Source organism: Nocardia sp. JMUB6875, assembly GCF_041154655.1.
Lineage (GTDB): Bacteria > Actinomycetota > Actinomycetes > Mycobacteriales > Mycobacteriaceae > Nocardia.
Genome location: NZ_BAAFGR010000149.1, coordinates 1 through 19,735, shown reverse-complemented (window position 1 = coordinate 19,735; position 19,735 = coordinate 1). Strand labels below are relative to the sequence as shown.

Sequence of the window (19,735 nt, the reverse complement as noted above, 5' to 3'; positions counted from 1 at the left end):
AGGGGGAGGGTGGGTTCAATTCGAATGTGCTGATCCTGATGCACATTCCGGGGGATGGGTCGAAGTCGACCGCGATTTCGATTCCCCGGGACGACTATGTCACGCTGGATCCGGCCTCGTGCGCCAGCTCGCCGTGTAAGGGAAAGATCAAGCAGGCGTACGGGTTCGCGTACGCGCGGGCCAAGGACAAGCTCACGGCGGCGGGGGTGAAGGACGCGCTGGAGCTGGATCAGCGGTCGCGGGACGCGGGGCGGCTGGCCGAGAGCAATACGGTCAGCAAGTTTTTGGGCAATGTGCCGGTCGATCACTTCGTCGAGGTGACCCTGGCCGCGTTCTTCCAGATCGCGCAGGCGGTACAGCCGATCACGGTGTGCCTCAACGAGGACACCTCCGACAGCTACTCCGGCGCCAATTTCAAGAAGGGCAAGCAGCAGATCGACGCCGCGCAGGCCATGGCCTTCGTGCGCCAGCGCCGCGACCCGGATCAGCCGCTGTTCACCGACCTCGACCGCACCCGCCGCCAGCAGGCGTTCATCGTCTCGCTGCTGCGGCAGCTGCAGGACAGCGGGACGCTGGGCAGCCCGAGCAAGTTGCGCAATCTGCTCGATATCGCCAAGCAGAACACCGCCATCGACAAGAACCTGGACCCGCTGTCGTTCGCGCAGCGGGCCTCGGCGCTGTTCAACGAGGGGGTCGCTGTATACGCTGCCGGTCAAGGACTTCGGGACCGACGACGCGGGGGAGTCGATCAATATCGTTGATACCGAGGAGATCCGGGGCATCGTGCGGAATCTGCTGTCGCCCGGCGATTCCGGGACCACGACGACCACCACGCCCGTCCCGACCACCACGACGATTCCCGCCGCGGCAGGTGTCGTCCTGAACGTGGTCAACAGCTCCGGCCGCAACGGCCTGGCCGCCCAGGTGCAAGAAGCCCTGGCCACCAGGGGATTCACCCGCGGCACCACCTCGACCGGCGCGGCCCGCGACACCACGACGCTGACCTACGGCACCGGCGCGGAATCCGCCGCGCAGGCGCTGGCCGCGCAACTCGGCCTCACCGCCACCAAATCGACGGCGGTGGAAGAGCAGACCGTGCAGCTGACCCTGGGCAGCGACGCGCAATCCGGTCCCATCGCGAATCTCGTAGCCGAACAAGCTGATCCGAGCACCTCGGCGACCCGCACCACCGCGCCCACGACCTCGACCACACCCCCGGCGCCGGTCTCCGCCACCGCGCCGGGCACCAACGCTCCGGCCGCCACCGACCTCTCCCAGATGGATACCGGCGGCATTCCCTGTGTGAGGTAACGGAATACGGGCACGACGGTGGCCAATCCGGGCATGGCGGGAGCCCGCCGGGCGTAGCTTGCTTGTCAGGTACGGCTCGAGGGGTGTGCGATGAACGATCAGCGACGCTACGTGGTGATCGGCGGCGGCCTGGCGGGCCTGGCGTCCGCGGTCTGGCTGGCCGAGGCCGACAAGCGGGTCACCCTGCTGGAACGGCGCGGGCGGCTGGGCGGGCGCACGCACGCGCTCGAGGTCGCGCCGCTGCGGGACGTGCCCGACAACGGGCAGCACGTGATCGCCAGCGGCTACGACCACCTGTTCCGGTACCTGACCAGCGTCGGCACCCGGCAATACGTGACCTTCCCGCAGCGCGGAGTGCTGCGCTGGCCGGGCGGGCGCGTGGTCACCATGGGCACCAAGGGATTTCCCGCCGTGCGCGCACTCTTCGGCGCGCATCCCGACGCGAGCCCGGCGGATCGGCTGCGGGCCGCGGCGGCCACCCTGCGCATGGGCTGGCAGTGCCTGCGTCAGCCCGGTGATCTGGCCGACCTCACCACCGATCAATGGTTGCGCCGCCTCGGCATGCCCGAGACCGCCCGCGAGGCGCTGTGGGACTGGCTGGCGCTCGGCATCGCCGCCGAACCGGTGCGGCAGGAATCGGCCAAGGTGTTCGCCGATGTGATGGCGACCGGAATCCGGTTGGGCGTCAAGCACATGCGACCGGTCACCATCGGCTATCCGACCACCGATCTCGACACGTTGTTCGTCTCCGGGGCACAGCGGGTGTTCGAACGGCACGGCGTGGAGGTGAAGTATCGCGCGGTGGCCCGGCGCATCCGGATCCAGGACGGGGCGGTGACCGGTGTGGTGCTCGCCGACGGGGACGTCGAGCCCGCGGACGCGGTGGTGTGCGCGGTGCCCAACTCCTATATCGGCGGGCTGCTCGACGAGCTACCCGAGCACGACGAGATCTATTCGGCCGCGGACAAACTCGGGTACACGCCGATCGTCAGCACCAATCTCTACCTGGACCGGCCGCTGGGCACGCAGGGCGCGATGGAGGCGCTCATTGGCGGCGCGGGCGTCATCGACGAGGTGTTCGACCGGCAGCGCATGCACGGCCGCGGCACCCTCAACGGCTGGCTGTACTGCCTGACCACCAGCGGCGCGTACGAGCAGATCCACAAGCCGCACCGCGAGGTGGTCGAGGAGCAGATGGCGCTGCTGCGGCGCTACTATCCGGCCGCACGGGATGCGAAAGTGCTGCACGCGCAGGTGGTTCCGATGCCGCGGGCGACCTTCTCGCAGGTGGTCGGCACCGACGGATTGCGCCCGGCGCAGCGCACCTCGGTGCCCACGCTGGTGCTGGCCGGAGATTGGACCCGTACCGACTGGTCGGCCACGATGGAGAGCGCGGCCCAGAGCGCCGCCAAGGCCGTGGATCTGCTGCTCAGCCTGCCCGCGGAGCCTTCGATGGCGGGCCGTTCCGCGCGCGGCTGAGGTCTCGCTCGGATCACCAGTCGACCAGCCGGTCTGATTACTCGCGTTCTGCTCGCGGTCGCGGATCCAGGAAGAAGTTCAGGATCAGTCGGGTGATATCGGCCAGGAATCGCTCGCGGGGAATGGGCGGGCCGTCGAGCAGATAGCGGATGGTCAGGTGCTCGACCACCCGCACCAGCATCCACGCCGCCGCATCGGCGTCCACCTCCTCGGGCACCGGATACCGCCCCATCGACAGCGTGACCCGCGCCAGCTCCGCGATCTGCTGCTCGAACGCCGCCACCGGACCGTCCGCGGACAGGCGCGGCGTCTGCTCGACCACCGCGCGCAACAGCTCTCGGTCATTTCCGAGCGCATCCATCAGATCGGAAATCGTCTCCGGCACAGAGACTTCCGGCGGCCTGCCGATATTCGACAGCACCTTCGCCCGCACCAGCTCGGTGACGTCGCGGGTGTAGCGCTCGATCACGGCGGCCACCACCGCGTCCTTGTTGGGGAAGTACTGATACAGCGAACCCGGGCTGATATCCGCCTCGGCGGCAATGCGATTGGTGGAGGCCCCGTCGTAGCCGTGGGTGATCAGCACCCGCTGCCCGGCATCGACGATGCGCGCCACCATAGCGCGGGAACGATCCTGCTGCGGCGTGCGGCGCGGCGGTGGCGCGGGGGTTTTCGAGGTGCGGCGTTTCGATGTCATGGCGTTTCGGGGGAGATTCGGAATGCGAATTGAATGCGAGTAAATATTCGTGTCAGCGTTGAAACATGGTGTCACACAGCGCGGTGTCCGGCCAGGGTGAAGTCCCGTCGCCCGGTTCCCATCACGATCCGGTTCCGCTCGGGCCGGACTCACTGACCTGGAAGACCTTCGGATCCCTCTACTTTCTGCCCAGCGCACTGTTCGTGGGCATGGTGCAGAACATGCATCCGGGGCTCGGGGCGGGCGTGGAATTCCATTCCGAAATCCAGGACGAGTTCTATCAACGGATTCTGCGGTCGCTGTACCCGATTTACGGTGTGGTGTTCGACGGTGACCGGGCGGAGCGGACGGCGCGCGAGATTGTCGGATACCACCGGGGCATCAAAGGCGTCGACGGGCAGGGCCGCCGGTATCACGCGCTGGACCCGGGCACGTTCTACTGGGCGCACGCGGTGTTCTTCGTACAGAACCTGCGCGCGGCGGAGCTGTTCATGGGCGGGCTGAGCGAGGCCGAGCGCGAACAACTCTGGCGCGAGCATTACCGCTGGTACGAGATGTACGGCATGAGCATGCGGGTGGTGCCGACCAGTTGGGCTGCCTTCCAGCGGTATTGGCGCGACATGTGCCGCGACACCCTGGAGCCGACCAAGGCCGCCTGGGATGTGTACCGGCTGGTCGATACCGTCCCGGTGCCGCCGTTCCCGCTGGTGCGGCAGCTGCCGAAGCCGCTTTGGGAACACCTGATCCGGCCGACCGGTGCGCACTTCTACAAGTTCGTGACCATCGGGCTGTGCGATCCGGAGATCCGCCGCACCATGGGGTTCACCTGGACCGCGCGCGATCAGCGTCGGTTCGACCGGTTGTGCCGGACGCTGTCGGCCATGAACCGGGTGACGCCGGACGGGATCAAGTACTTCTTCCCCCGCATTCACGCCGCCCGCCGCCGCGCCGCCGGGAAACGGCCCGCCTGGCTCGCACCGCCGGAAGCGCCCGAAATGCTGTGGCCCGCCGCCGAACACCGCGCCGAGGGCAAGCACTACTGCCCGGTCCACGCCGACCGCGGTTCCGATTCGATCACCCGATTCCGCCAGCTGACAGGGTTCTGACGCCATGACCCAGGGACTCGAGACCACCCATCCCTACGATTACTACTACCGGCCCGGCCTGCCGCTGCGCCCGCCACCGCCGCGCGCGGTGCCGTCGGACCTGTGGTTCGAACCGCGAAAGGCCATGCTGGGACCCTGGATCGACGTGCGCCGCGAGCCGGTCGACACACCCCGCACCCGGCTCATGGCCGATCATCTGTGGCAGGGCGACGAACCGATGGACGCGCTGGTCGCGGCGTTCGGTCGCCTCGGCTCCGCGGGCGGCCGCCGTATGTTGAACCAGGCCCTGGCGCACGGCATCGACAGCCTCGACGATCCGCTGCCCGAACTGGTGAATCTCTTCGCCCTGCTGGACAATCCGCCCGACTGGTACGACCCCGACCTGTGGGAATACGGTCGCCGGCTCTGGATCAACGTCTCCCTCGCCGGGAAGATGGCCATGGGCGTGCAGGATTTCATGGGCACCTTCGTCGGCGCGGAGGTCGCGTCCGCCGTCGGGCAGACCGGGCGCTTCGTCAAGGACCCGTATCGCCGCGGCCTGGAATCCTCGGTCTGGTTCCGCAGTGTCACCGCGCCCCGGGCACTGGAACGCGGTAACCCGATCTTCCACGACACCGTCCGGGTCCGGCTCATGCACGCCCAGGTCCGGGCGATGCTGCGGCGCACCTGGGGTGACGAGCATTTCGCGCAGCACGGCAATCCCATCTCCAATGCCACCACCATGGGCGCGGCCGTCACCTTCGGCCTGTCACCGATGTGCTTCGACCACGTGCACGGCCGACGGTGCAGCACAAGGCAACTCGATGCCGTCATGCACTACTGGGCCTATATCGCCCATGTCTTCGGTGTCGCCGACGAACTCATCCCGCGCTCGGCCGCCGAAGGCATGGAACAGGCCGACTACATGGTCGCGACCGCGGGCGTGGCCCCGCAGTGGACCGCGAACATGGCCGGTGCCGCCACCCGCGCCTTCACCGATGCGACCGTCAGCGGCCGCCTCCGCATCGCCGCCACCTCACCCCTGCTCGGCGCCCTGGCCTACTACAGCGGTGAGCCGCTGGTCCGCACCTTGCTGGCCGACACCCCCTTGAAATCGGTTCCGCTGCGCCCGTTCTCCCGCCTCGTCGGCCTCGCCGCGACCGCCGAGGTTCGGGTTCGAGCCTTGGACGATCACCTCCCCGGCGCTCGTGCTCGCATGATTCGCCGGGCCCGCCACATCGACCCGATGTGGGACCGCAACACCCGGATCGCCCGCTACCTCGCCGCCCGGGCCGGAATCCGCGGCACCCCGTTCGACCACCACGACGCGTCCGCCGCAGCGCCACGCTGCCCGATCTGACCGCTCATCCCTGCGTACCGGCAATGCTCAGGTACACGACCATGATCGTGAACAGGAACCAGCCGACGCCCTGCCAGATCGGCCAGGCCCGCTCGGCCCGCCACGCCCGGAAGGCGATCACCAGCGCGCCGATGCCCCCGGCCAGCAGGATGCCACCCGGCACCAATCCGACCACGACCCGCGAGGTCGCATCGCACAGACTCGACCCCTCGTTCAGGCACGCGGGACGGGCCGCCGCCCAGATCAACACGATCACCGCGGCCACGGCGGTCGCACCGAGCACGGCCAGGACATAGGTCGTCGCATGCCGCAGCATCGACGGATCGTTCCACCGTTTCTCCACGTCGTTCACCATGTCCCCGCACCTCCTCGCCGTAGCAGTACCCGCACCCGACCAGATACCACCATGGTCGTCCCGCCGCCGACCCGAGGCCACGCCGAATCGTCGCGAATCCCGGGCCCCGGGGCGCGGCGTGGCCCGAGGTCAGAATCTCAGCGGGCGTCGGCGGCCAGGCCGATGCCCAGGCCGACCAGGACTGCGGCGAGTGCGCGTTCGATGCGGCGGCGGATGCCCGTGCGGCGCAGCCAGTCTCCGGCACGGTCGGCGGCCAGCACCACGCCGACGCACCAGGCGGTATCGATCACCAGCTGGATGACGGCGAGGATCAGGACCGTGGGCAGGACCGGGCCGGAGCCGGGTAGGAACTGCGGCAGGATCGTCAGGCCGAACACCGCCGCCTTGGGGTTGGCGGCGATGGAGATCAGCGACGCCCGGAACGCGGAGGCCGGGGTGCGCCCGCCCGGCAGCGCCGCGGTCAGTGCCGCGCCGAAGGTGTCCTCGCCGCGGGATCCGCGCCAGGCTTGAATTCCCAGCCACACCAGCACGAATGCGCCGAGCAGATGGACGCCGACATTCAGGACCTCGTTGGCGACCAGGAGCGCCGACAACCCGGCCCCGCCCGCGAGGGTCCAGCCGAAGACGCCGATCTCATTGCCCGCCACCGCCGCCAGCCCGGCGGCGCGGCCGTCCCGGACCGCCCGCTGCAGGAACAGCGCGGTGGCCGGACCCGGAATCGCGGCCAGGATCAGACAGGCGAGGGTGAAGGCTGGAAGGACGGAGATCAAGTGCGGCATGCATCGATGCTGTCACCGGCCCGACCGTCTGGCCAGCGAATTCCGTCCGCGGAGGCAACTTCGCACCCCTGTCGGCGCGTCCCGCCAGCACACGCCGAGGCATGCTGCCGGTCAGGCCGGTGAGGCGGCCTGCGCGCCAACGTCCTCCGATAGATAGTCGATTCCGCCGACGTAGACGGTGTGCCCGAGTCCGGTGTCCGAGGTGGTGGCGGCGGCGACCGCGGTAGCGAAATCCTCGACGGTCGGCAGGTCGCCCTGGTCCCGGCGGGCGGTGACGGCGGCGGGATCGCGGCGTTCGAGGAGGCGGACGATGATGGTGCCGTCGATCATGTCGCCGGATACCACGGTGAAACCGATTCCGCGGTCGGCGAATTCGCCGATCATGGCGCGCAGGGCGTCCTCGCCCGCGCGCTTGCTGGCGGCGATGGGTTCATAGCCGGGCGGGACCGCACGGGTCGCGGAGAAGTGGGCCTGATGGCTGGTGACGAACACGATGCGGCCGCCCACGGGCAGGTGGGGGAGCGCCAGACTGACCAGGCGAGTCTGGGCGTCGCGATTCAGGAGCATGGCGTAGCCGGGCGCGGCATCGCGCTCCAACCCGCCGGAGGCATTGAGCACCAGCACGTCCAGGCGGCCGAACTCCGCGACCACCGCATCGACGAGCGCCCGCGCACTGTCCGGGTCGGCGATATCCGCGCCCGCCACCGAGGCGCTGCCGCCCGCGGCCACGATCTCGGCCGCCAGGGTCTCCGCGCGTTTGCGCTTCTCCCGGTAGTTGATCACCACGTGGTCGCCGCGCGCCGCCAGCACCCGCGCGGTTTCCGCGCCGATCCCGCGAGAAGCGCCGGTGATCAGCACGATTCGCCGCCCGCCCGGCTCGCCGCCTACCGCTAGGTCCCCGCTGCCCGCCATCCGCCTACCTCCGGCCCGATCGAGTGCTTCTATTTTCGAACCACTATGGTAGTTCGAAATGAGAAGCGCAAGCCAGCCGCCGCCCGCCAACAGCCGCGCCGACGACTCGACGACCTCGGTGCTCTCCGCCATGGACCTGCTCGGCCAGCGCTGGATGCTGCGCGTGATCTGGGAACTCGAACCCGGCCCGCTCGGCTTCCTGGAACTGCGCCGCCGCATGGGCAATTGCTCGTCGAGCATGCTGTCGATGCGGTTGCAGCGGCTGGCGGAAGTCGGTGTGGTGGAGAAGCAGCCGGACAAGTCCTACGAATTGACCATTGCCGGAGTGCAATTGGGTTATGCCCTGGAACCGATCTGGCGCTGGTCGGAGCACTGGGCCGCCAATCTGGAACGCGCCGGCGACGATACCGACGCCCAGCGGGACGGATTTCGGAAAGATACCTAAGGGTCTGCTGTTTTCTTCCGCGTGTTCGAAGACTTGTGCGGTTGACCGAACAACCACCTAGACTGTCTGGGACGTGAACAAGATTTGCTCCGTACGAGTCTGTGGAGAGGTGACACGATGGGAGACCGGACGGTCGTCGCCGACGTGGCCGATGAATTGGCGCGCCGCGTGGCATCCGGGGAGTACGAGCCCGGTGGTCTGATGCCGTCCGTCCGCCAGGTCGCCGACGAATTCGACCTCAATCGCGCTACGGCGCAATTGATTCTGGGCCGGCTGGAGTCCTACGGATTCGTGGACGCCTTCCGCGGCAAGGGATTCGTCATCCGCGATGTGCGCGCCGAGGGCGGTGTGGACGTGTACCGGCGGCTGTTCCGGCTGTCCATGCCGAATCCGGAGATCGCCGCGGAGATGTTCGCCAATATCCTCGACGAGGAACGCGGCATCGCGCTCGAGGCGCTGCTGGCCTACACCGGCAGCGAGCGCGCGCTCGATCCGGGCATTTTCAAGGACGCCATCGACGAACTGGAAAGCGTTGCGCGGGGCGCGGATCCGGATCCGCACCGGATGCTCTCGATCGAACTCGGGCTGCTGCGCGGGCTGCTGACCGTGCTCGGACACACCGTGCAGCGCGCGGTGCTCAACTCCATCGGCGAGATGGTGCTGGAGGTGCCGGAGGCGGTCGAGGCGTTCTTCGCGGTCTCGCCGGACCTGCACGTGCTGGTGTGGCGGGCGCTGGTCGCGGTGTGGGAGTCCGACGGCGGGCCGAGTCAGGCGCAGCTGGCGCTGTTCGAGGATCTGTTCGGCATGTACCACCGGAAGGTGGTGGCGCGCTTCGAGGAACTGGTCGGTGCGGTCGGGTCCGAGGCGGCCGACGAGGTGGCGGCGACGGCCTGAGACAGCCCGAGCGTCGGTGTTTCAAATCCGACGGGTCGGTTTCGTCTCAGACAAGCCCTCTTGGCAGGAATTATTGCCCGATCACCGCGTTCATGATGGTGCCCGCGCTGGTCGCCACGATCCCGCCGACCAGCGCGCCGGCCACCTGCTTGGGCGCCTGCACCGCGCCGCCGCTCCACTTCTCCCAGGCGAAGCGGCCGCCCGCGTAGGTGATCGCGAGAATGCCCGAGAGCAGCACGAACCAGGTGAAATAGCGGACCAGCCGCAGTAGCTTGTCCGCCACCGGCGGCGTCTCGGGCGTCGGGTTGAAGACCTGCGCGTGTTGAAGCTGGGTCAGCAGTTCGTGGGTTGCTGTAAGAAACATCTTCGGCGCTCTTCCACGTGTCGGCTGTTCTCCATCCGGAGTACCCGTTATACACGGTGGTGCGCAAGGGAGTTGCCGCACAACAGAATCCGGGCGCCCTTGCAAGCCGCCTTACGCCGCGCGCGCGAACGCAAGGTTGCGCTCGGCAGGCCCGTCAGTCCACATCGTTGTCGGCCGACAGATACGCTACGGCCGCCAGGTACTGTCGGCACGCGAAGTGCTGATCGTGGGCCCGCAGGATGGCGCGGGCCTGGCGGTAGGTGAGCGAGCGGGGTTCCGCCGCGCAATCACCGGAGCTGTCTGCCGCGATATCGGTGGAACGGACGAGCATCTGCGTCATTTGATGCCTCTGGCCGATGGGGGTGGAATGGTGCACCGAGTTTAGGGTTCCGGCTCGTGCAGATGCAAGCACATCTGCACGCTCGCATTCGGTGTCGAGCGGTGCTCTCCGCGATAGCTGATCCCGATTCCGGCGTCACGTGACTTTTCGGACAGGTAGTCCGGAGCCAATCGGACGAACGGGACCGACGGGCCGGGATTGTCGGAAATCCTTCGCAACTTCGCTCGGGTTTCCGGCAAACCAAGATCAAATGTGTTGTGTTGCAAAGGATGTGCCAGCGCTGAGCCATCGATACCGGGCAATCTGCGTGCTATCGTCGTGCTTGCGGTTGCAACTGTAAGTACACCTGATCGAACATTTGCAAGTACTGGGACCACCGTCTGCGGGCGGTACTGGCAAGGAGTCGGAAATGACGGACATCTCGGCAACCCCGATCGATCGCTCGAATCTGTTGTGGCGCAAGAGCACTTTCAGCAATCCCAGTGGTAACTGCGTGGAGCTCGCCCCCCTCGCCGACGGGCAGGTCGCGGTGCGCAACTCGCGTGACCCCGAGGGGTCGCTGATCGTGTACACGCGGCCGGAGATCGATGCCTTTCTCCAGGGCGCGAAGAGCGGAGAGTTCGACGACCTCGCGCGCTGAGCGGTAGCATTGGCAATCGGCGCGGTGGTTCGCGACAGACGGTTGTGAGTCCACTGCCGGCAAACCCGAGCATCGGAGTGGACCCCATGATCGCAGAACCCGTTTCCCAGGATCGGGCGGATTCCGCTGTCGCCGAACGTGGCCCAACCGCACTGCGTATCGCGGTCGGTAGCCAACTACGGAAGCTGAGGGAACTCAGCGGCATTACGCGGGAAGCCGCGGGTGAACACATTCGCGGATCCCATGCCAAGATCAGTCGCCTGGAACTCGGGCGGACCGGATTCAAGGAGCGCGATATCCGGGATCTGTTGGCGCTGTACGGCGTTGACGATCCCGGCGAGCGCGAGCAGTTCCTCGATCTGGTTCGCAAGGCGAATCAACCGGGCTGGTGGCATCGCTACAGCGATCTGCTCCCGCCCTGGTTCGAAACCTATCTAGGTCTCGAGCACGCGGCGAAATCCATTCGCACCTATGAGGGGCAGCTGGTTCCGGGTCTGCTGCAGACCCCCGACTACGCCCGCTCGGTCGTTGCCCTCGGGCACGACGCGGATGGAGAGCGCCGCGTCTCGCTGCGCAGGCGTCGCCAGGAGCTACTCACCCGCGATGGTGCGCCGAGCTTCTGGGCCGTGCTCGACGAGGCGGTCCTGCACCGTCCGGTGGGCGGTCCCGGCGTGCTGCGCGGTCAGATCGAGCACCTGATCGAGATGTCGAGGCTGCCGAACGTCACCATCCAGTTGCTTCCGTATGCGGCGGGCGGGCATGCGGCGGCGGGGAGTTCGTTCACCATGCTGCGCTTCGCGGAACCGGAACTTCCGGACATCGTGTATCTGGAGCAGCTGACCAGTGCGCTGTACCTCGATCGTCGCCAGGATCTGGAGCTCTACCGTCAGGTCATGGATCAGCTGAGTGTCCAGGCGGAGCCGCCGGAGCGTTCCCGCAAAGAGCTGGCGCGGATAGCTGCCGAGCTCGACTAGCTCCCGAAAAGCTCCCCGAACATGGATAAGGGGCCCCTCACGGGGCCCCTATCAGCGTGCCATCGACCGGACGAGTCGGCCTGCGGCACGGCCGGATTCGGTTACTGCCTGATGAAGCTGGAGGCGATTCGCCAGAAGGCCTCCGGCTGCATGGTATGCAGATCCCAGTCGTTCACCATGGCATGCGCCGTGGTGACGATCCGCTCGATGTCGAAATCATACCGAGTGGCCGCTCCAGTGGATTCGACCTGGCGGATGACGAAAGCGGTTGCCGTCTCACGTGAATAGGTTTGCTCCGGCTGACTTCTGTCGGCAAACCCGAGTCGGCTGAGGTTGATTGGCTGGTTCATTCGAACGCCCCTGACGCCAGGCCGACGGCTAACCGTGGGCGAAGAATCGCCGGTGATTCACCGCTCGGCTCTCTGGTTGTCCCCTTAGTGGTGCCTTGCACGACGAGTCTATGACCGTGCATTGCGCAGATGCAAGTACATCTGCAACATCGAATTCGCAGCGCCAGAGCACTTTTCGGGATGCTATGAGTTTGCGAAACAAGGGTTGGCAGAAGGTTGCAATCGAGGCGATCTGGGCTTTCTCGGTACTTCCGATCGAAAGTTCTGGCGCGTCGCGACCGTTCCGCTTTTTCCAGGAATTTGCGGAAGATCAAAGTCGGTCGTGTGGAGCCGCTTCGGGCGGGTTCGCAGCTTTGACCCGGCGATGTTCGATGATCATGAGGGCGATTCCGACACGCAGACAGACCATCCCCGCGAGCGCCGACAGCGCACTCAAGGTGAGGGCGCCGTAGCCGGCGGTGATCAAAGTCAAAGCGAAGGCGATGATTCCCGAGGCGGTCAGAATCGGCCCGGGGAGATTGCGCGTCTCGGCGCAGGTGTTCGGAGTGACAGGCATCGGCACTGTCCTTTCTCCGCGCAATGCGGAACCGATAACAGTCGGATACCCGAGTAGCCACATGCGAATCACACTGCTGTAGAGCCGTGTTCACACGCCGAGCCGAGTTCACGGTGGCCCGCACTGATGCCCAGATCGTCCAGCAGGCCGAGAAACGCGCGCGCATAGGGTGAGACCGCGGTTTCGGCCCGCACGCGCTCCCAATCGACCTGCGCCCGCAATTCCCGTGCGATGTGCAGCAGGTGGGTGAAATCGAGCCGATGCGGATCGGCCACGATGAGTTCGGCCACCAGGAAGTCGGCGACGGTGACCACCGGCATGGCCTCCGGGCCGACCGGCAGCGACTCGGCGCGCGCCAGCAGTGCGTCGGTGATCGGCCGGTAGTTGGGGGAGTACACCAGATCGACGCGGATGTCGTGGTCGTAGAGCGTGGTCCGCTCGGTGTCGGCGATCGGCAGCGGGGGTCGCAGGCCCGCCTCGGCCAGTGCGCTCAGCCCGCGCGCCAGATCGGCGGGACGCACCAGCACGTCCACCTCCGAGTGCACCTCTGTCAGCGGCCCGCCGCGGGTGTACATGGCGTAGTCACCGCCGAGGGCGCAGGGAATGCCGTTGTCCCGCAGCACGTGCACGGTGCGGGTGACAGTGCCGAGCAGCCGGTCGATGGTGCGGACCATAGGGATGGGCTACCCGTGATCGCGCGGGCTAACCCCCGGCCCCGATCACCATCCAGCGGACCCCTGGATTGAAACGGGTTCTCGGCGTGTGTTAGCTCTGGAAACAGTGGATTGATCAACCAGAGTGGACGGGAGCCGGTGCCGTGGTGGAATGGCCCGCGTATTTCGACGAGGTGGACGGCGGGTTCTACCCGACCCCGACCGCGGCCAGCCAGTGGTCCTCGGCGCAGGTGGTCGGCCCGGCGCTGACCGGTCTGCTGGCCCGCGAGCTCGAGCGCGGGCACGCCACCGACGGTTTCGTGCCGGTGCGGCTGACCGTGGACCTGTTCAGCGCGGCCCGCTTCACGCACACCACCACCCCGACCGTGCGGGTGCGCGACGGCCGGCGCATCCGCGTCGCGGACGTGAGCGTGGTGCAGGAGGGCACGGTGGCCGCCCGGGCGTCGGCGGTGCTGCTGCGGCCCGACCAGCAGCCGCCGGGGGAACTGTGGCACCGCGAGCGCGAACCGCAGCCGCCCTCGCTCGAGGTGGCGCCGCCCTCGCCGCTGCCGCAGGTGCCGCTGTTCAACAGCGGTGAGGATTCGCCGGTGTGGAACTCGGTGCCCACCGAGCACGAGAACAATCTGCGGAAGCGCACCTGGCAGAACCCGATTCGGGTGATCACCGGCGAGGAGCTGACCCCGTTCGTGCGGGTCTCGGTGGTGGCCGAGGCGACCAGCATGATGACCAACTGGGGCGACAAGGGCATCGGGTTCATCAATACCGATATGACGCTGGGCCTTTCGCGCATGCCCGAGGGCACCGAGATCGGCGTGGAGGCCGACAGCCACTTCAGCGAGCACGGCATGGCGGTGGGCGTGGCCACGCTGTTCGACCGCGGCGGTTCCTTCGGCAGCTGCATGGTGACCTCGGTGTCCAACGCGGGCCGCCAGATCAGCAACGCACAGCTCGACATGGTGATGCGCCGGCGCATGTGACGGCGGCCAAGACCGCCGTTTGGCCACGGACCGGTCTCGATGTGGCTTCGAACCCGCGAGTCCGCGGCGTCGGTCGCCGGGCTCCCCGTACTCTCGGGCGCGCGAGAGGTGAGGAGCTGCCCGGACTTCCGACACATCTGATCCGTGGGGGTGTTGTGCTGCGTCGCCTGCGAAATATCGCCGGTGCCTTGATGATCGGATGCTGCGCGATCGTCGGCTGCGGTGCCGCACCGGGATTCGCGCAGCCCCCGGCGGACATCTCGGGTCAGATTCCACCGGGGCCGCCCGGCATCTCCCTGCCCGATATCCAGCGCTGGATCGATCAGATCATCCCCGCGCCGGCGCTCGCGCCCGCCCCGGCGAACTCGCCGCTGGTCGATACCGAAGAGCTGACACCGGAATTGGCGGCGTTGCGCGCGGCGGCCATGCCCGCCGCCATCGGCGACTCCTTCGTCGACGACTGGCCCGAGCGGCTCGACGGCTACGATCCGGGCGGGATCGTGGCGGTGCGCGATGTGACCGCCACCGCCGCACTGCCGTTGATCGTGCCGGTGCGGCAGGTGCTGCAGCTCAAGTACCGCACCAACGACTCTCGCGACGAGGCCTCCTACGGAATCGCCAGTCTGGTACTGCCCCGGGGGAACTGGACCGGGCCGGGACAGCGGCCGGTGGTGGTCAACAACCTGCCCATCGACGCGCTCGGGCGCGACTGCAATCCCAGTTACACCATGGCGCACGGGTTTTCGCGGGCCTCCAACTTCACCGGGTACATCCTGCCCACCACCCAGCTGGCGCTGCTGCGCGGCTACGCCGTGCTCGTCCCCGACCACGAGGGCCCGCGCATGGCCTATGCGGACCCGATCGTGGCCGGGCATGCCATCCTGGACGCGATTCGCGCCGTGCGCTACCAGCTGCCGGATGAGCTGTGGGACAGCAAGTTCGGCATGATCGGCTACTCGGGCGGGGCCATCGCCACCAATGGCGCGGTGAAACTCATGTCGGAATACGCCCCGGAGCTGACCGACGCGGTGGTCGGCGCGGCCTTGGGCGGCGTGCCCGCTGATTTCAGCCTGCTGGCGCACACCATGAACGCCAACCTCGCATCCGGTGTCTTCCTGGGCGCGGTGTTCGGCATCGGCCGCGAGCGCCCCGAAATCCTCTCCCGCATGAACCATCTCGCGCAGTGGGCGGCGGTGTCGGTCCTCAACAGTCAGTGCGGGGAGATCTTCGCCGTGCCGGGCCTGCTGCACCTGCCCATCGACCTCGTGGCCAATATCCCCGACCCGCTCAACAGCGATCTGGCCAAGGAGATCTACAAGGTCACCCGGATGGACGGCAAGAAATCGCCGGTGCCGCTGTTCATCTACAACGGCGAACAGGAGTTCTGGGTCCCCGCGATCGGCGCCAAGAACCTCTACCGGGAGCAATGCTCACTGGGTGTGAAGGCGGTGTACCGCAGCGTCTTCGGCGAACACTTCATCGGCGCGGTCACCGGCTACCCGGAGTCCCTGACCTGGCTGGACCAACGCCTGCAAGGCGTGCCCGCGCCCAACGAATGCTGAACGCGGGCAGGCGATCTGCCGGAGCAGTCCGGGGCTTCGAGGGAAGCCCCGGAGGGTCGCGTGGAAGGGGTTTCAGGGGAAGCCCCTGAGAGTCCCGAGAGTTGGCTAGATCGGGAACAGGTTGTGCTTGCGCGGGTTGTGCTTGCGCACCGCGTTCTTCTCGCGGAGCAGGCGCATCGCCTTGCGGATCTCGAGGCGGGTGGAGGAGGGCTCGATGACCGCGTCGATGTAGCCGCGCTCGGCCGCCACCCACGGGTTGTCGAGGAACGCGGTGTAGAAGTCCACCATCTGCTGGCGCACCTCGGCCCGCTTCTCCGGCGGAGTCGCCGCGAGGGTCTTCTTACCGGTGACGGTGACCATGCCCTCCGCGCCGATCACCGCGATGCGCGCGGTCGGCCAGGCCAGGTTGATGTCGACGCCGAGCTCCTTGCAGCCCATGACCGCGTAGCCGCCGCCGTACGCCTTGCGGGTCACGATGGTGACGATCGGCACCGTGGCCTCGATCAGCGCGCGGAACATGCGCCCGCCGCGCTTGATGACGCCATTGCGCTCCTCCTCGACACCCGGCAACACGCCCGGGGTGTCGACGACATAGACGAGCGGAATATTGAAGGCGTCGCAGAGCCGGATGAAGTACGCGCCCTTGTCCGAGCACGCCGCGTCCAGCGCACCGCCCAGCACCATCGGCTGATTGGCGATGACACCGACGGGCCGGCCGTCCACGCGGGCGAATCCGGTGATGAGGTTCTGCGCCGCGGCCTCCTGGATCTCCAGGAACGCGCCGTCGTCGAAGAGGCGCAGCAGCACCTCATGCATGTCGTAGCCCTGCCGATCGGAATCCGGGATGATCCGGTCCAATTCACGATCGGAGTCGGTGATCTCGGGCTCGAGGCCCGGATTGATGATCGGCGGCTGCTCGAGGCAGCTGGTGGGCAGGTAGCTCAGGTACTCGCGCACCCAGCCCAGGGCCGCGGACTCGTTCTTGGCCACGTGGTGCAGCAGGCCGTTGCGGGCCTGCACGGCCGCGCCGCCCAGCTCCTCGGCGCTGATGTCCTCGCCGGTGATGCCCTTGATGACCTCGGGACCGGTGACGAACATGTACGAATCGTCGGTCGCGACGAGCACATCCATATTCACCGGGCCGTACACCGAGCCGGCCGCGCACTTGCCGAACATGACCGCGACCATCGGCACATAGCCCGACAGGTCCTCCTGCAGCCGGCACATGGTGGCGTACCAGGCCAGCGCCGTCACGCCCTCCTGAATGCGCGCGCCGCCGGAGTCGTTGATGACCACCACCGGGCAGGCGTTGTTGTAGGCGAATTCCATGGCGATCCGCACGCGGCGGCCGAAGGTCTCACCGACCGAACCGCCCTGCACGCCGGAATCGTGGGAGATCACCACGACCGGGCGGCCGTCGATCAAGCCGCGGCCGGTGACCACGCCGTCGCCGTAGAGGGCGTTGGGCTTACCGGGCGAGCGCATGAGCGCGCCCATCTCGACGAAGGTGCCCGGGTCCAACAGCATGTTGACCCGTTCTCGGGCACTGGCGACGCCTTTGGCGAGGCGCTTCTGGATACCCTTCTCGCCGGTGGGTTCTTCGGCGATCTCCAGGAGCTTGCGCAGTTCCGCCAGCTTTTCCGCTGTACCCGTCATTACCTCGGTCTTGCCTTTCCGCCAACATCAGGTCGGGCCCGATCGCGCCCGTGTCGAGCCGGATCGCGACTCGACCGCCCACGGTACCGTGCGGCTCCCGCTCCGAACCACTGAACGCCCGGGTAACCTGCCCTGCCCCAAGGGGTGAAGGGGCCGCCTACCGCGGAATCAGTGCTCGCCCGCGTTCGGCGCGAGCGTTCGCCCGTCCATCGTGTGAACGTCGGCGTGTGTTTCGGTGACCACTCGGCCCCGCCCGTGACGCGAAGGGGGACACAGTCAGCGATACACTGCCGCCCGTGAGCTCACCTATGACTGTGCGAGCGGGGACGCCCGAGGTGATCCGGCCGGACCTCGACACCTTCGGGTTCTCCGAGTGGCGGCGGACCGTCACCGTGGGTGCGGTACTGGGCGGTTCGGTGCTGGGCAGCGTGGTGCGCGGCGGGCTGCGCCCGTCCAAGCGCAAGCGCGCCGCCGCCGAGGGCGTGGTGAACGGCTTCGAGACGCTGGGCCCGATGTTCGTGAAACTGGGCCAGCTCATCGCGTCCTCGCCGGGCGCGTTCCCGCGCGAGCTGGCCGACGCCTGCCTGCGCTGCCTCGACGATGTGCCGCCCTTCCCGGCCGCGGACGCCCGCGCCATCATCGAGGCCGATCTCGGCAAGCCGATCTCGGAGCTGTTCCGGGAATTCGACGACGAGCCGCTCTCGGCGGCCTCCATCGCGCAGGTGCACGCGTGCGTGCTGGCCGACGGCCGCCCCGCGGTGGTCAAGGTGCAGCGGCCCGAGATCGCGCGGCGCATGATCGTGGATCTGCGCGCGGCCATGCGGCTGGCGCGGGCGCTGGAGAAGCGTTCGGAGAACGCGCGCGTCGCGAATGCCCAAGCGGTGGTGCGGGATCTGTACGAGGCGACCGTCGCCGAGCTCAACTTCCTGATCGAGGCCGACAACCAGAGCCGCGCCCGCGAGAATCTGAGCGCCTTCGGCGACAACACCAATGTGGCTGTGCCCGAGGTGTATTGGGAGTACTGCGCGCCGCGGGTGCTGTGCATGGAACGCATGCGCGGCATGCCGCTGGACCGCTTCGACGATATCCGCGCCGCGCATCCCGAACCGGAACTGCTGATCCGCCGTCTGGTCAAAGCGTGGATGGAATCGGTTGCGGTGCATGGTCTTTTCCACGGCGACGTGCACGCGGGCAACCTGTGGCTGCTCGACGACGGCCGGGTGGCCATGCTCGATTTCGGCATCGTCGGGCGGATGGAGAACGAGTGGCGCGAGTTCGTGCGCGCGCTGTTCTTCGCCAGTTCCATCGACAACGATTTCCGGCCGGTGGCGCGGGCGCTGCGCAAGCTGGATCTGGTCTCCGATGACAGCGGTGACGACGCGACCATCGGCCGCCAGCTCGCGGTGGCTTTGGGCCCGGTGCTCTCCGGCAGCCTCGACAAGCTGGATCTGGGCGTGGTCTCCGCGCGGCTGCTCGAGTTCGGCAAGCGCCGCGGCGCGTCGGGGCCGCAGCAGCTGGTGATGATGGGCAAGCAGCTCGGCTATTTCGAGCGGTACGCGGTGGCCCTGGCGCCCGGCTGGAAGCTCGGCCGCGACCTGTACCTGTTCCGCAATATCTTCCCGGCCGAGGTGGCCGCCAAGATCGCCGCGGACGGCGTCACCCTGCCCGTCGACTGACCCGCGACACCGGGCACTCGGCCGCCAAAGCCTGAGAAAACGGCCAGGAAACCCTCAGCCTTACACCAGAAACGCCCGGCACTGTGGATAGCGGAAACAGTGTCGGGCGAGCGTGTGAGGTGTGAAATGGTCGAATTGGACGTCACCGGAACCACCGTGACCGTGCGGGTCACCGGTACCCATCGCTTTCTCGCGCTGCGCGATCATGTGACCTTCGATCTGTCCCAGGTCAAGGCGATCGCGCCGGCGCCGGTGGATCTGCGCCCGCCGTGGGTGCGCGCGCCGGGCACGTTCTTCCCGGGCGTCATCGCCGCGGGCATCTTCCGCGGCAAGGGTCGCAAGGAATTCTGGGATACACGCTTCGACGGCAACGCGGTGCTGATCGATCTGACGGGTTCGGACATCACCCGTGTGGTCGTCGATGTGGAAGATGCTCAGGCCGCGATACGCCGGCTGTCGTCGGCGCTCGCGGCCTGAGTCTGTCGGTTGCCATTCTGGGAGTTAATGTTTCCGGCTTCGTCGACGGAATGAATCACGGGGTCGGGCAGAGGAATCCGCCACTCGGCGGCGGAACGGGGACAATCCTCTCCGGGGCCGGCGGAATGCCGCCGCTGCCCGTCGGGGTGGAGGCATGGGGCGAGGCTCCGGG

Annotated in this window: 23 protein-coding genes; 13 read left to right on the top strand and 10 right to left on the bottom strand. The window is 67.6% G+C overall.

The features are described 5' to 3' along the window. The 3 genes from ACAM49_RS30435 to hpnE all read left to right on the top strand — a co-directional run. Positions 1-761: LCP family protein (locus ACAM49_RS30435; RefSeq protein ID WP_369638999.1), on the top strand; the 761-nt coding region annotated here is incomplete at its 5' end. A 22-nt stretch (positions 762-783) separates the two neighbouring features. Continuing rightward, the gene (locus ACAM49_RS30430) at positions 784-1,311 is read left to right on the top strand and encodes a LytR C-terminal domain-containing protein (RefSeq protein ID WP_369638998.1); all 528 of its coding nucleotides are present in this window, start codon (positions 784-786) and stop codon (positions 1,309-1,311) included. Positions 1,312-1,401: 90 nt separating this feature from the next. Beyond that, positions 1,402-2,790, top strand: coding sequence for a hydroxysqualene dehydroxylase HpnE (gene hpnE, locus ACAM49_RS30425; protein ID WP_369638997.1), 1,389 nt, complete (start codon positions 1,402-1,404; stop codon positions 2,788-2,790). A 37-nt stretch (positions 2,791-2,827) separates the two neighbouring features. On the opposite strand, the gene ACAM49_RS30420 is transcribed toward hpnE, so the two are convergent. Beyond that, positions 2,828-3,487 carry a TetR/AcrR family transcriptional regulator gene (locus tag ACAM49_RS30420; protein ID WP_369638996.1) on the bottom strand — a complete coding sequence of 220 codons (660 nt, stop codon included), beginning with the start codon at positions 3,485-3,487 and terminating at the stop codon, positions 2,828-2,830. Between the two features lie 65 nt (positions 3,488-3,552). Between ACAM49_RS30420 and ACAM49_RS30415 the strand changes: the two genes are divergently transcribed. Next, positions 3,553-4,593, top strand: coding sequence for an oxygenase MpaB family protein (locus ACAM49_RS30415; RefSeq protein WP_369638995.1), 1,041 nt, complete (start codon positions 3,553-3,555; stop codon positions 4,591-4,593). Between the two features lie 4 nt (positions 4,594-4,597). Continuing rightward, entirely contained in the window at positions 4,598-5,932 is a 1,335-nt protein-coding gene (locus ACAM49_RS30410) for an oxygenase MpaB family protein (RefSeq protein ID WP_369638994.1), read from the top strand. A gap of 4 nt (positions 5,933-5,936) precedes the next feature. Here the strand turns inward: ACAM49_RS30410 and ACAM49_RS30405 are convergent, their stop codons facing one another. The 3 genes from ACAM49_RS30405 to ACAM49_RS30395 all read right to left on the bottom strand — a co-directional run bounded on the left by ACAM49_RS30405 (position 5,937) and on the right by ACAM49_RS30395 (position 7,978). Next, on the bottom strand, positions 5,937-6,287 hold the full coding sequence (locus ACAM49_RS30405; RefSeq protein ID WP_369638993.1) for a hypothetical protein: 351 nt from the start codon (positions 6,285-6,287) through the stop codon (positions 5,937-5,939). A 137-nt stretch (positions 6,288-6,424) separates the two neighbouring features. Then, positions 6,425-7,066 (bottom strand): LysE family translocator, encoded by a 642-nt coding sequence (locus ACAM49_RS30400; RefSeq protein WP_369638992.1) that lies wholly within the window; start codon positions 7,064-7,066, stop codon positions 6,425-6,427. Between the two features lie 111 nt (positions 7,067-7,177). Continuing rightward, positions 7,178-7,978: an SDR family oxidoreductase gene (locus ACAM49_RS30395; RefSeq protein ID WP_369638991.1), complete on the bottom strand. Its 801-nt coding sequence runs from the start codon at positions 7,976-7,978 to the stop codon at positions 7,178-7,180. Positions 7,979-8,036: 58 nt separating this feature from the next. Here ACAM49_RS30395 and ACAM49_RS30390 point away from each other — a divergent pair, with 58 nt between their 5' ends. Next, positions 8,037-8,423, top strand: coding sequence for a winged helix-turn-helix transcriptional regulator (locus ACAM49_RS30390; protein WP_369638990.1), 387 nt, complete (start codon positions 8,037-8,039; stop codon positions 8,421-8,423). Between the two features lie 117 nt (positions 8,424-8,540). After that, entirely contained in the window at positions 8,541-9,317 is a 777-nt protein-coding gene (locus ACAM49_RS30385) for a GntR family transcriptional regulator (protein ID WP_369638989.1), read from the top strand. Positions 9,318-9,387: 70 nt separating this feature from the next. On the opposite strand, the gene ACAM49_RS30380 is transcribed toward ACAM49_RS30385, so the two are convergent. Further along, a complete protein-coding gene (locus ACAM49_RS30380) occupies positions 9,388-9,681 on the bottom strand; it encodes a hypothetical protein (protein WP_369638988.1) in 294 nt (97 codons plus the stop codon). 154 nt (positions 9,682-9,835) lie between these two features. Continuing rightward, on the bottom strand, positions 9,836-10,021 hold the full coding sequence (locus ACAM49_RS30375; RefSeq protein ID WP_369638987.1) for a hypothetical protein: 186 nt from the start codon (positions 10,019-10,021) through the stop codon (positions 9,836-9,838). A gap of 409 nt (positions 10,022-10,430) precedes the next feature. Here ACAM49_RS30375 and ACAM49_RS30370 point away from each other — a divergent pair, with 409 nt between their 5' ends. Both ACAM49_RS30370 and ACAM49_RS30365 read left to right on the top strand, forming a co-directional pair. Then, entirely contained in the window at positions 10,431-10,661 is a 231-nt protein-coding gene (locus ACAM49_RS30370) for a DUF397 domain-containing protein (protein WP_040816478.1), read from the top strand. An 86-nt stretch (positions 10,662-10,747) separates the two neighbouring features. After that, entirely contained in the window at positions 10,748-11,635 is an 888-nt protein-coding gene (locus ACAM49_RS30365) for a helix-turn-helix transcriptional regulator (RefSeq protein ID WP_040816479.1), read from the top strand. 101 nt (positions 11,636-11,736) lie between these two features. Here the strand turns inward: ACAM49_RS30365 and ACAM49_RS30360 are convergent, their stop codons facing one another. The 3 genes from ACAM49_RS30360 to ACAM49_RS30350 all read right to left on the bottom strand — a co-directional run bounded on the left by ACAM49_RS30360 (position 11,737) and on the right by ACAM49_RS30350 (position 13,215). Next, positions 11,737-11,985: a hypothetical protein gene (locus ACAM49_RS30360; protein WP_033089065.1), complete on the bottom strand. Its 249-nt coding sequence runs from the start codon at positions 11,983-11,985 to the stop codon at positions 11,737-11,739. Positions 11,986-12,295: 310 nt separating this feature from the next. Further along, entirely contained in the window at positions 12,296-12,604 is a 309-nt protein-coding gene (locus ACAM49_RS30355) for a hypothetical protein (RefSeq protein ID WP_369638986.1), read from the bottom strand. Between the two features lie 5 nt (positions 12,605-12,609). Further along, positions 12,610-13,215, bottom strand: coding sequence for a hypothetical protein (locus tag ACAM49_RS30350; protein WP_369638985.1), 606 nt, complete (start codon positions 13,213-13,215; stop codon positions 12,610-12,612). A gap of 143 nt (positions 13,216-13,358) precedes the next feature. Here ACAM49_RS30350 and ACAM49_RS30345 point away from each other — a divergent pair, with 143 nt between their 5' ends. Both ACAM49_RS30345 and ACAM49_RS30340 read left to right on the top strand, forming a co-directional pair. Continuing rightward, positions 13,359-14,192: an acyl-CoA thioesterase domain-containing protein gene (locus tag ACAM49_RS30345; protein ID WP_369638984.1), complete on the top strand. Its 834-nt coding sequence runs from the start codon at positions 13,359-13,361 to the stop codon at positions 14,190-14,192. Between the two features lie 191 nt (positions 14,193-14,383). Beyond that, the gene (locus ACAM49_RS30340) at positions 14,384-15,754 is read left to right on the top strand and encodes a lipase family protein (protein WP_369638983.1); all 1,371 of its coding nucleotides are present in this window, start codon (positions 14,384-14,386) and stop codon (positions 15,752-15,754) included. Between the two features lie 105 nt (positions 15,755-15,859). Here the strand turns inward: ACAM49_RS30340 and ACAM49_RS30335 are convergent, their stop codons facing one another. Then, positions 15,860-17,410: an acyl-CoA carboxylase subunit beta gene (locus ACAM49_RS30335; RefSeq protein WP_369638982.1), complete on the bottom strand. Its 1,551-nt coding sequence runs from the start codon at positions 17,408-17,410 to the stop codon at positions 15,860-15,862. Between the two features lie 296 nt (positions 17,411-17,706). Here ACAM49_RS30335 and ACAM49_RS30330 point away from each other — a divergent pair, with 296 nt between their 5' ends. After that, positions 17,707-19,086 (top strand): ABC1 kinase family protein, encoded by a 1,380-nt coding sequence (locus tag ACAM49_RS30330; RefSeq protein WP_369638981.1) that lies wholly within the window; start codon positions 17,707-17,709, stop codon positions 19,084-19,086. Positions 19,087-19,212: 126 nt separating this feature from the next. Continuing rightward, the gene (locus ACAM49_RS30325; RefSeq protein ID WP_040816490.1) at positions 19,213-19,563 is read left to right on the top strand and encodes a hypothetical protein; all 351 of its coding nucleotides are present in this window, start codon (positions 19,213-19,215) and stop codon (positions 19,561-19,563) included. The last annotated feature ends 172 nt before the right edge of the window (positions 19,564-19,735 follow it).

Coding starts and splice junctions, on each gene's coding strand:
- ACAM49_RS30420 (WP_369638996.1), bottom strand. CDS start 3,487: ATGACATCGAAACGCCGCACCTCGAAAACCCCCGCGCCACCGCCGCGC.
- ACAM49_RS30340 (WP_369638983.1), top strand. CDS start 14,384: ATGATCGGATGCTGCGCGATCGTCGGCTGCGGTGCCGCACCGGGATTC.
- hpnE (WP_369638997.1), top strand. CDS start 1,402: ATGAACGATCAGCGACGCTACGTGGTGATCGGCGGCGGCCTGGCGGGC.
- ACAM49_RS30355 (WP_369638986.1), bottom strand. CDS start 12,604: ATGTGGCTACTCGGGTATCCGACTGTTATCGGTTCCGCATTGCGCGGA.
- ACAM49_RS30415 (WP_369638995.1), top strand. CDS start 3,553: ATGGTGTCACACAGCGCGGTGTCCGGCCAGGGTGAAGTCCCGTCGCCC.
- ACAM49_RS30400 (WP_369638992.1), bottom strand. CDS start 7,066: ATGCCGCACTTGATCTCCGTCCTTCCAGCCTTCACCCTCGCCTGTCTG.
- ACAM49_RS30405 (WP_369638993.1), bottom strand. CDS start 6,287: ATGGTGAACGACGTGGAGAAACGGTGGAACGATCCGTCGATGCTGCGG.
- ACAM49_RS30335 (WP_369638982.1), bottom strand. CDS start 17,410: ATGACGGGTACAGCGGAAAAGCTGGCGGAACTGCGCAAGCTCCTGGAG.
- ACAM49_RS30410 (WP_369638994.1), top strand. CDS start 4,598: ATGACCCAGGGACTCGAGACCACCCATCCCTACGATTACTACTACCGG.
- ACAM49_RS30350 (WP_369638985.1), bottom strand. CDS start 13,215: ATGGTCCGCACCATCGACCGGCTGCTCGGCACTGTCACCCGCACCGTG.
- ACAM49_RS30365 (WP_040816479.1), top strand. CDS start 10,748: ATGATCGCAGAACCCGTTTCCCAGGATCGGGCGGATTCCGCTGTCGCC.
- ACAM49_RS30325 (WP_040816490.1), top strand. CDS start 19,213: ATGGTCGAATTGGACGTCACCGGAACCACCGTGACCGTGCGGGTCACC.
- ACAM49_RS30380 (WP_369638988.1), bottom strand. CDS start 9,681: ATGTTTCTTACAGCAACCCACGAACTGCTGACCCAGCTTCAACACGCG.
- ACAM49_RS30375 (WP_369638987.1), bottom strand. CDS start 10,021: ATGACGCAGATGCTCGTCCGTTCCACCGATATCGCGGCAGACAGCTCC.
- ACAM49_RS30360 (WP_033089065.1), bottom strand. CDS start 11,985: ATGAACCAGCCAATCAACCTCAGCCGACTCGGGTTTGCCGACAGAAGT.
- ACAM49_RS30385 (WP_369638989.1), top strand. CDS start 8,541: ATGGGAGACCGGACGGTCGTCGCCGACGTGGCCGATGAATTGGCGCGC.
- ACAM49_RS30370 (WP_040816478.1), top strand. CDS start 10,431: ATGACGGACATCTCGGCAACCCCGATCGATCGCTCGAATCTGTTGTGG.
- ACAM49_RS30390 (WP_369638990.1), top strand. CDS start 8,037: ATGAGAAGCGCAAGCCAGCCGCCGCCCGCCAACAGCCGCGCCGACGAC.
- ACAM49_RS30395 (WP_369638991.1), bottom strand. CDS start 7,978: ATGGCGGGCAGCGGGGACCTAGCGGTAGGCGGCGAGCCGGGCGGGCGG.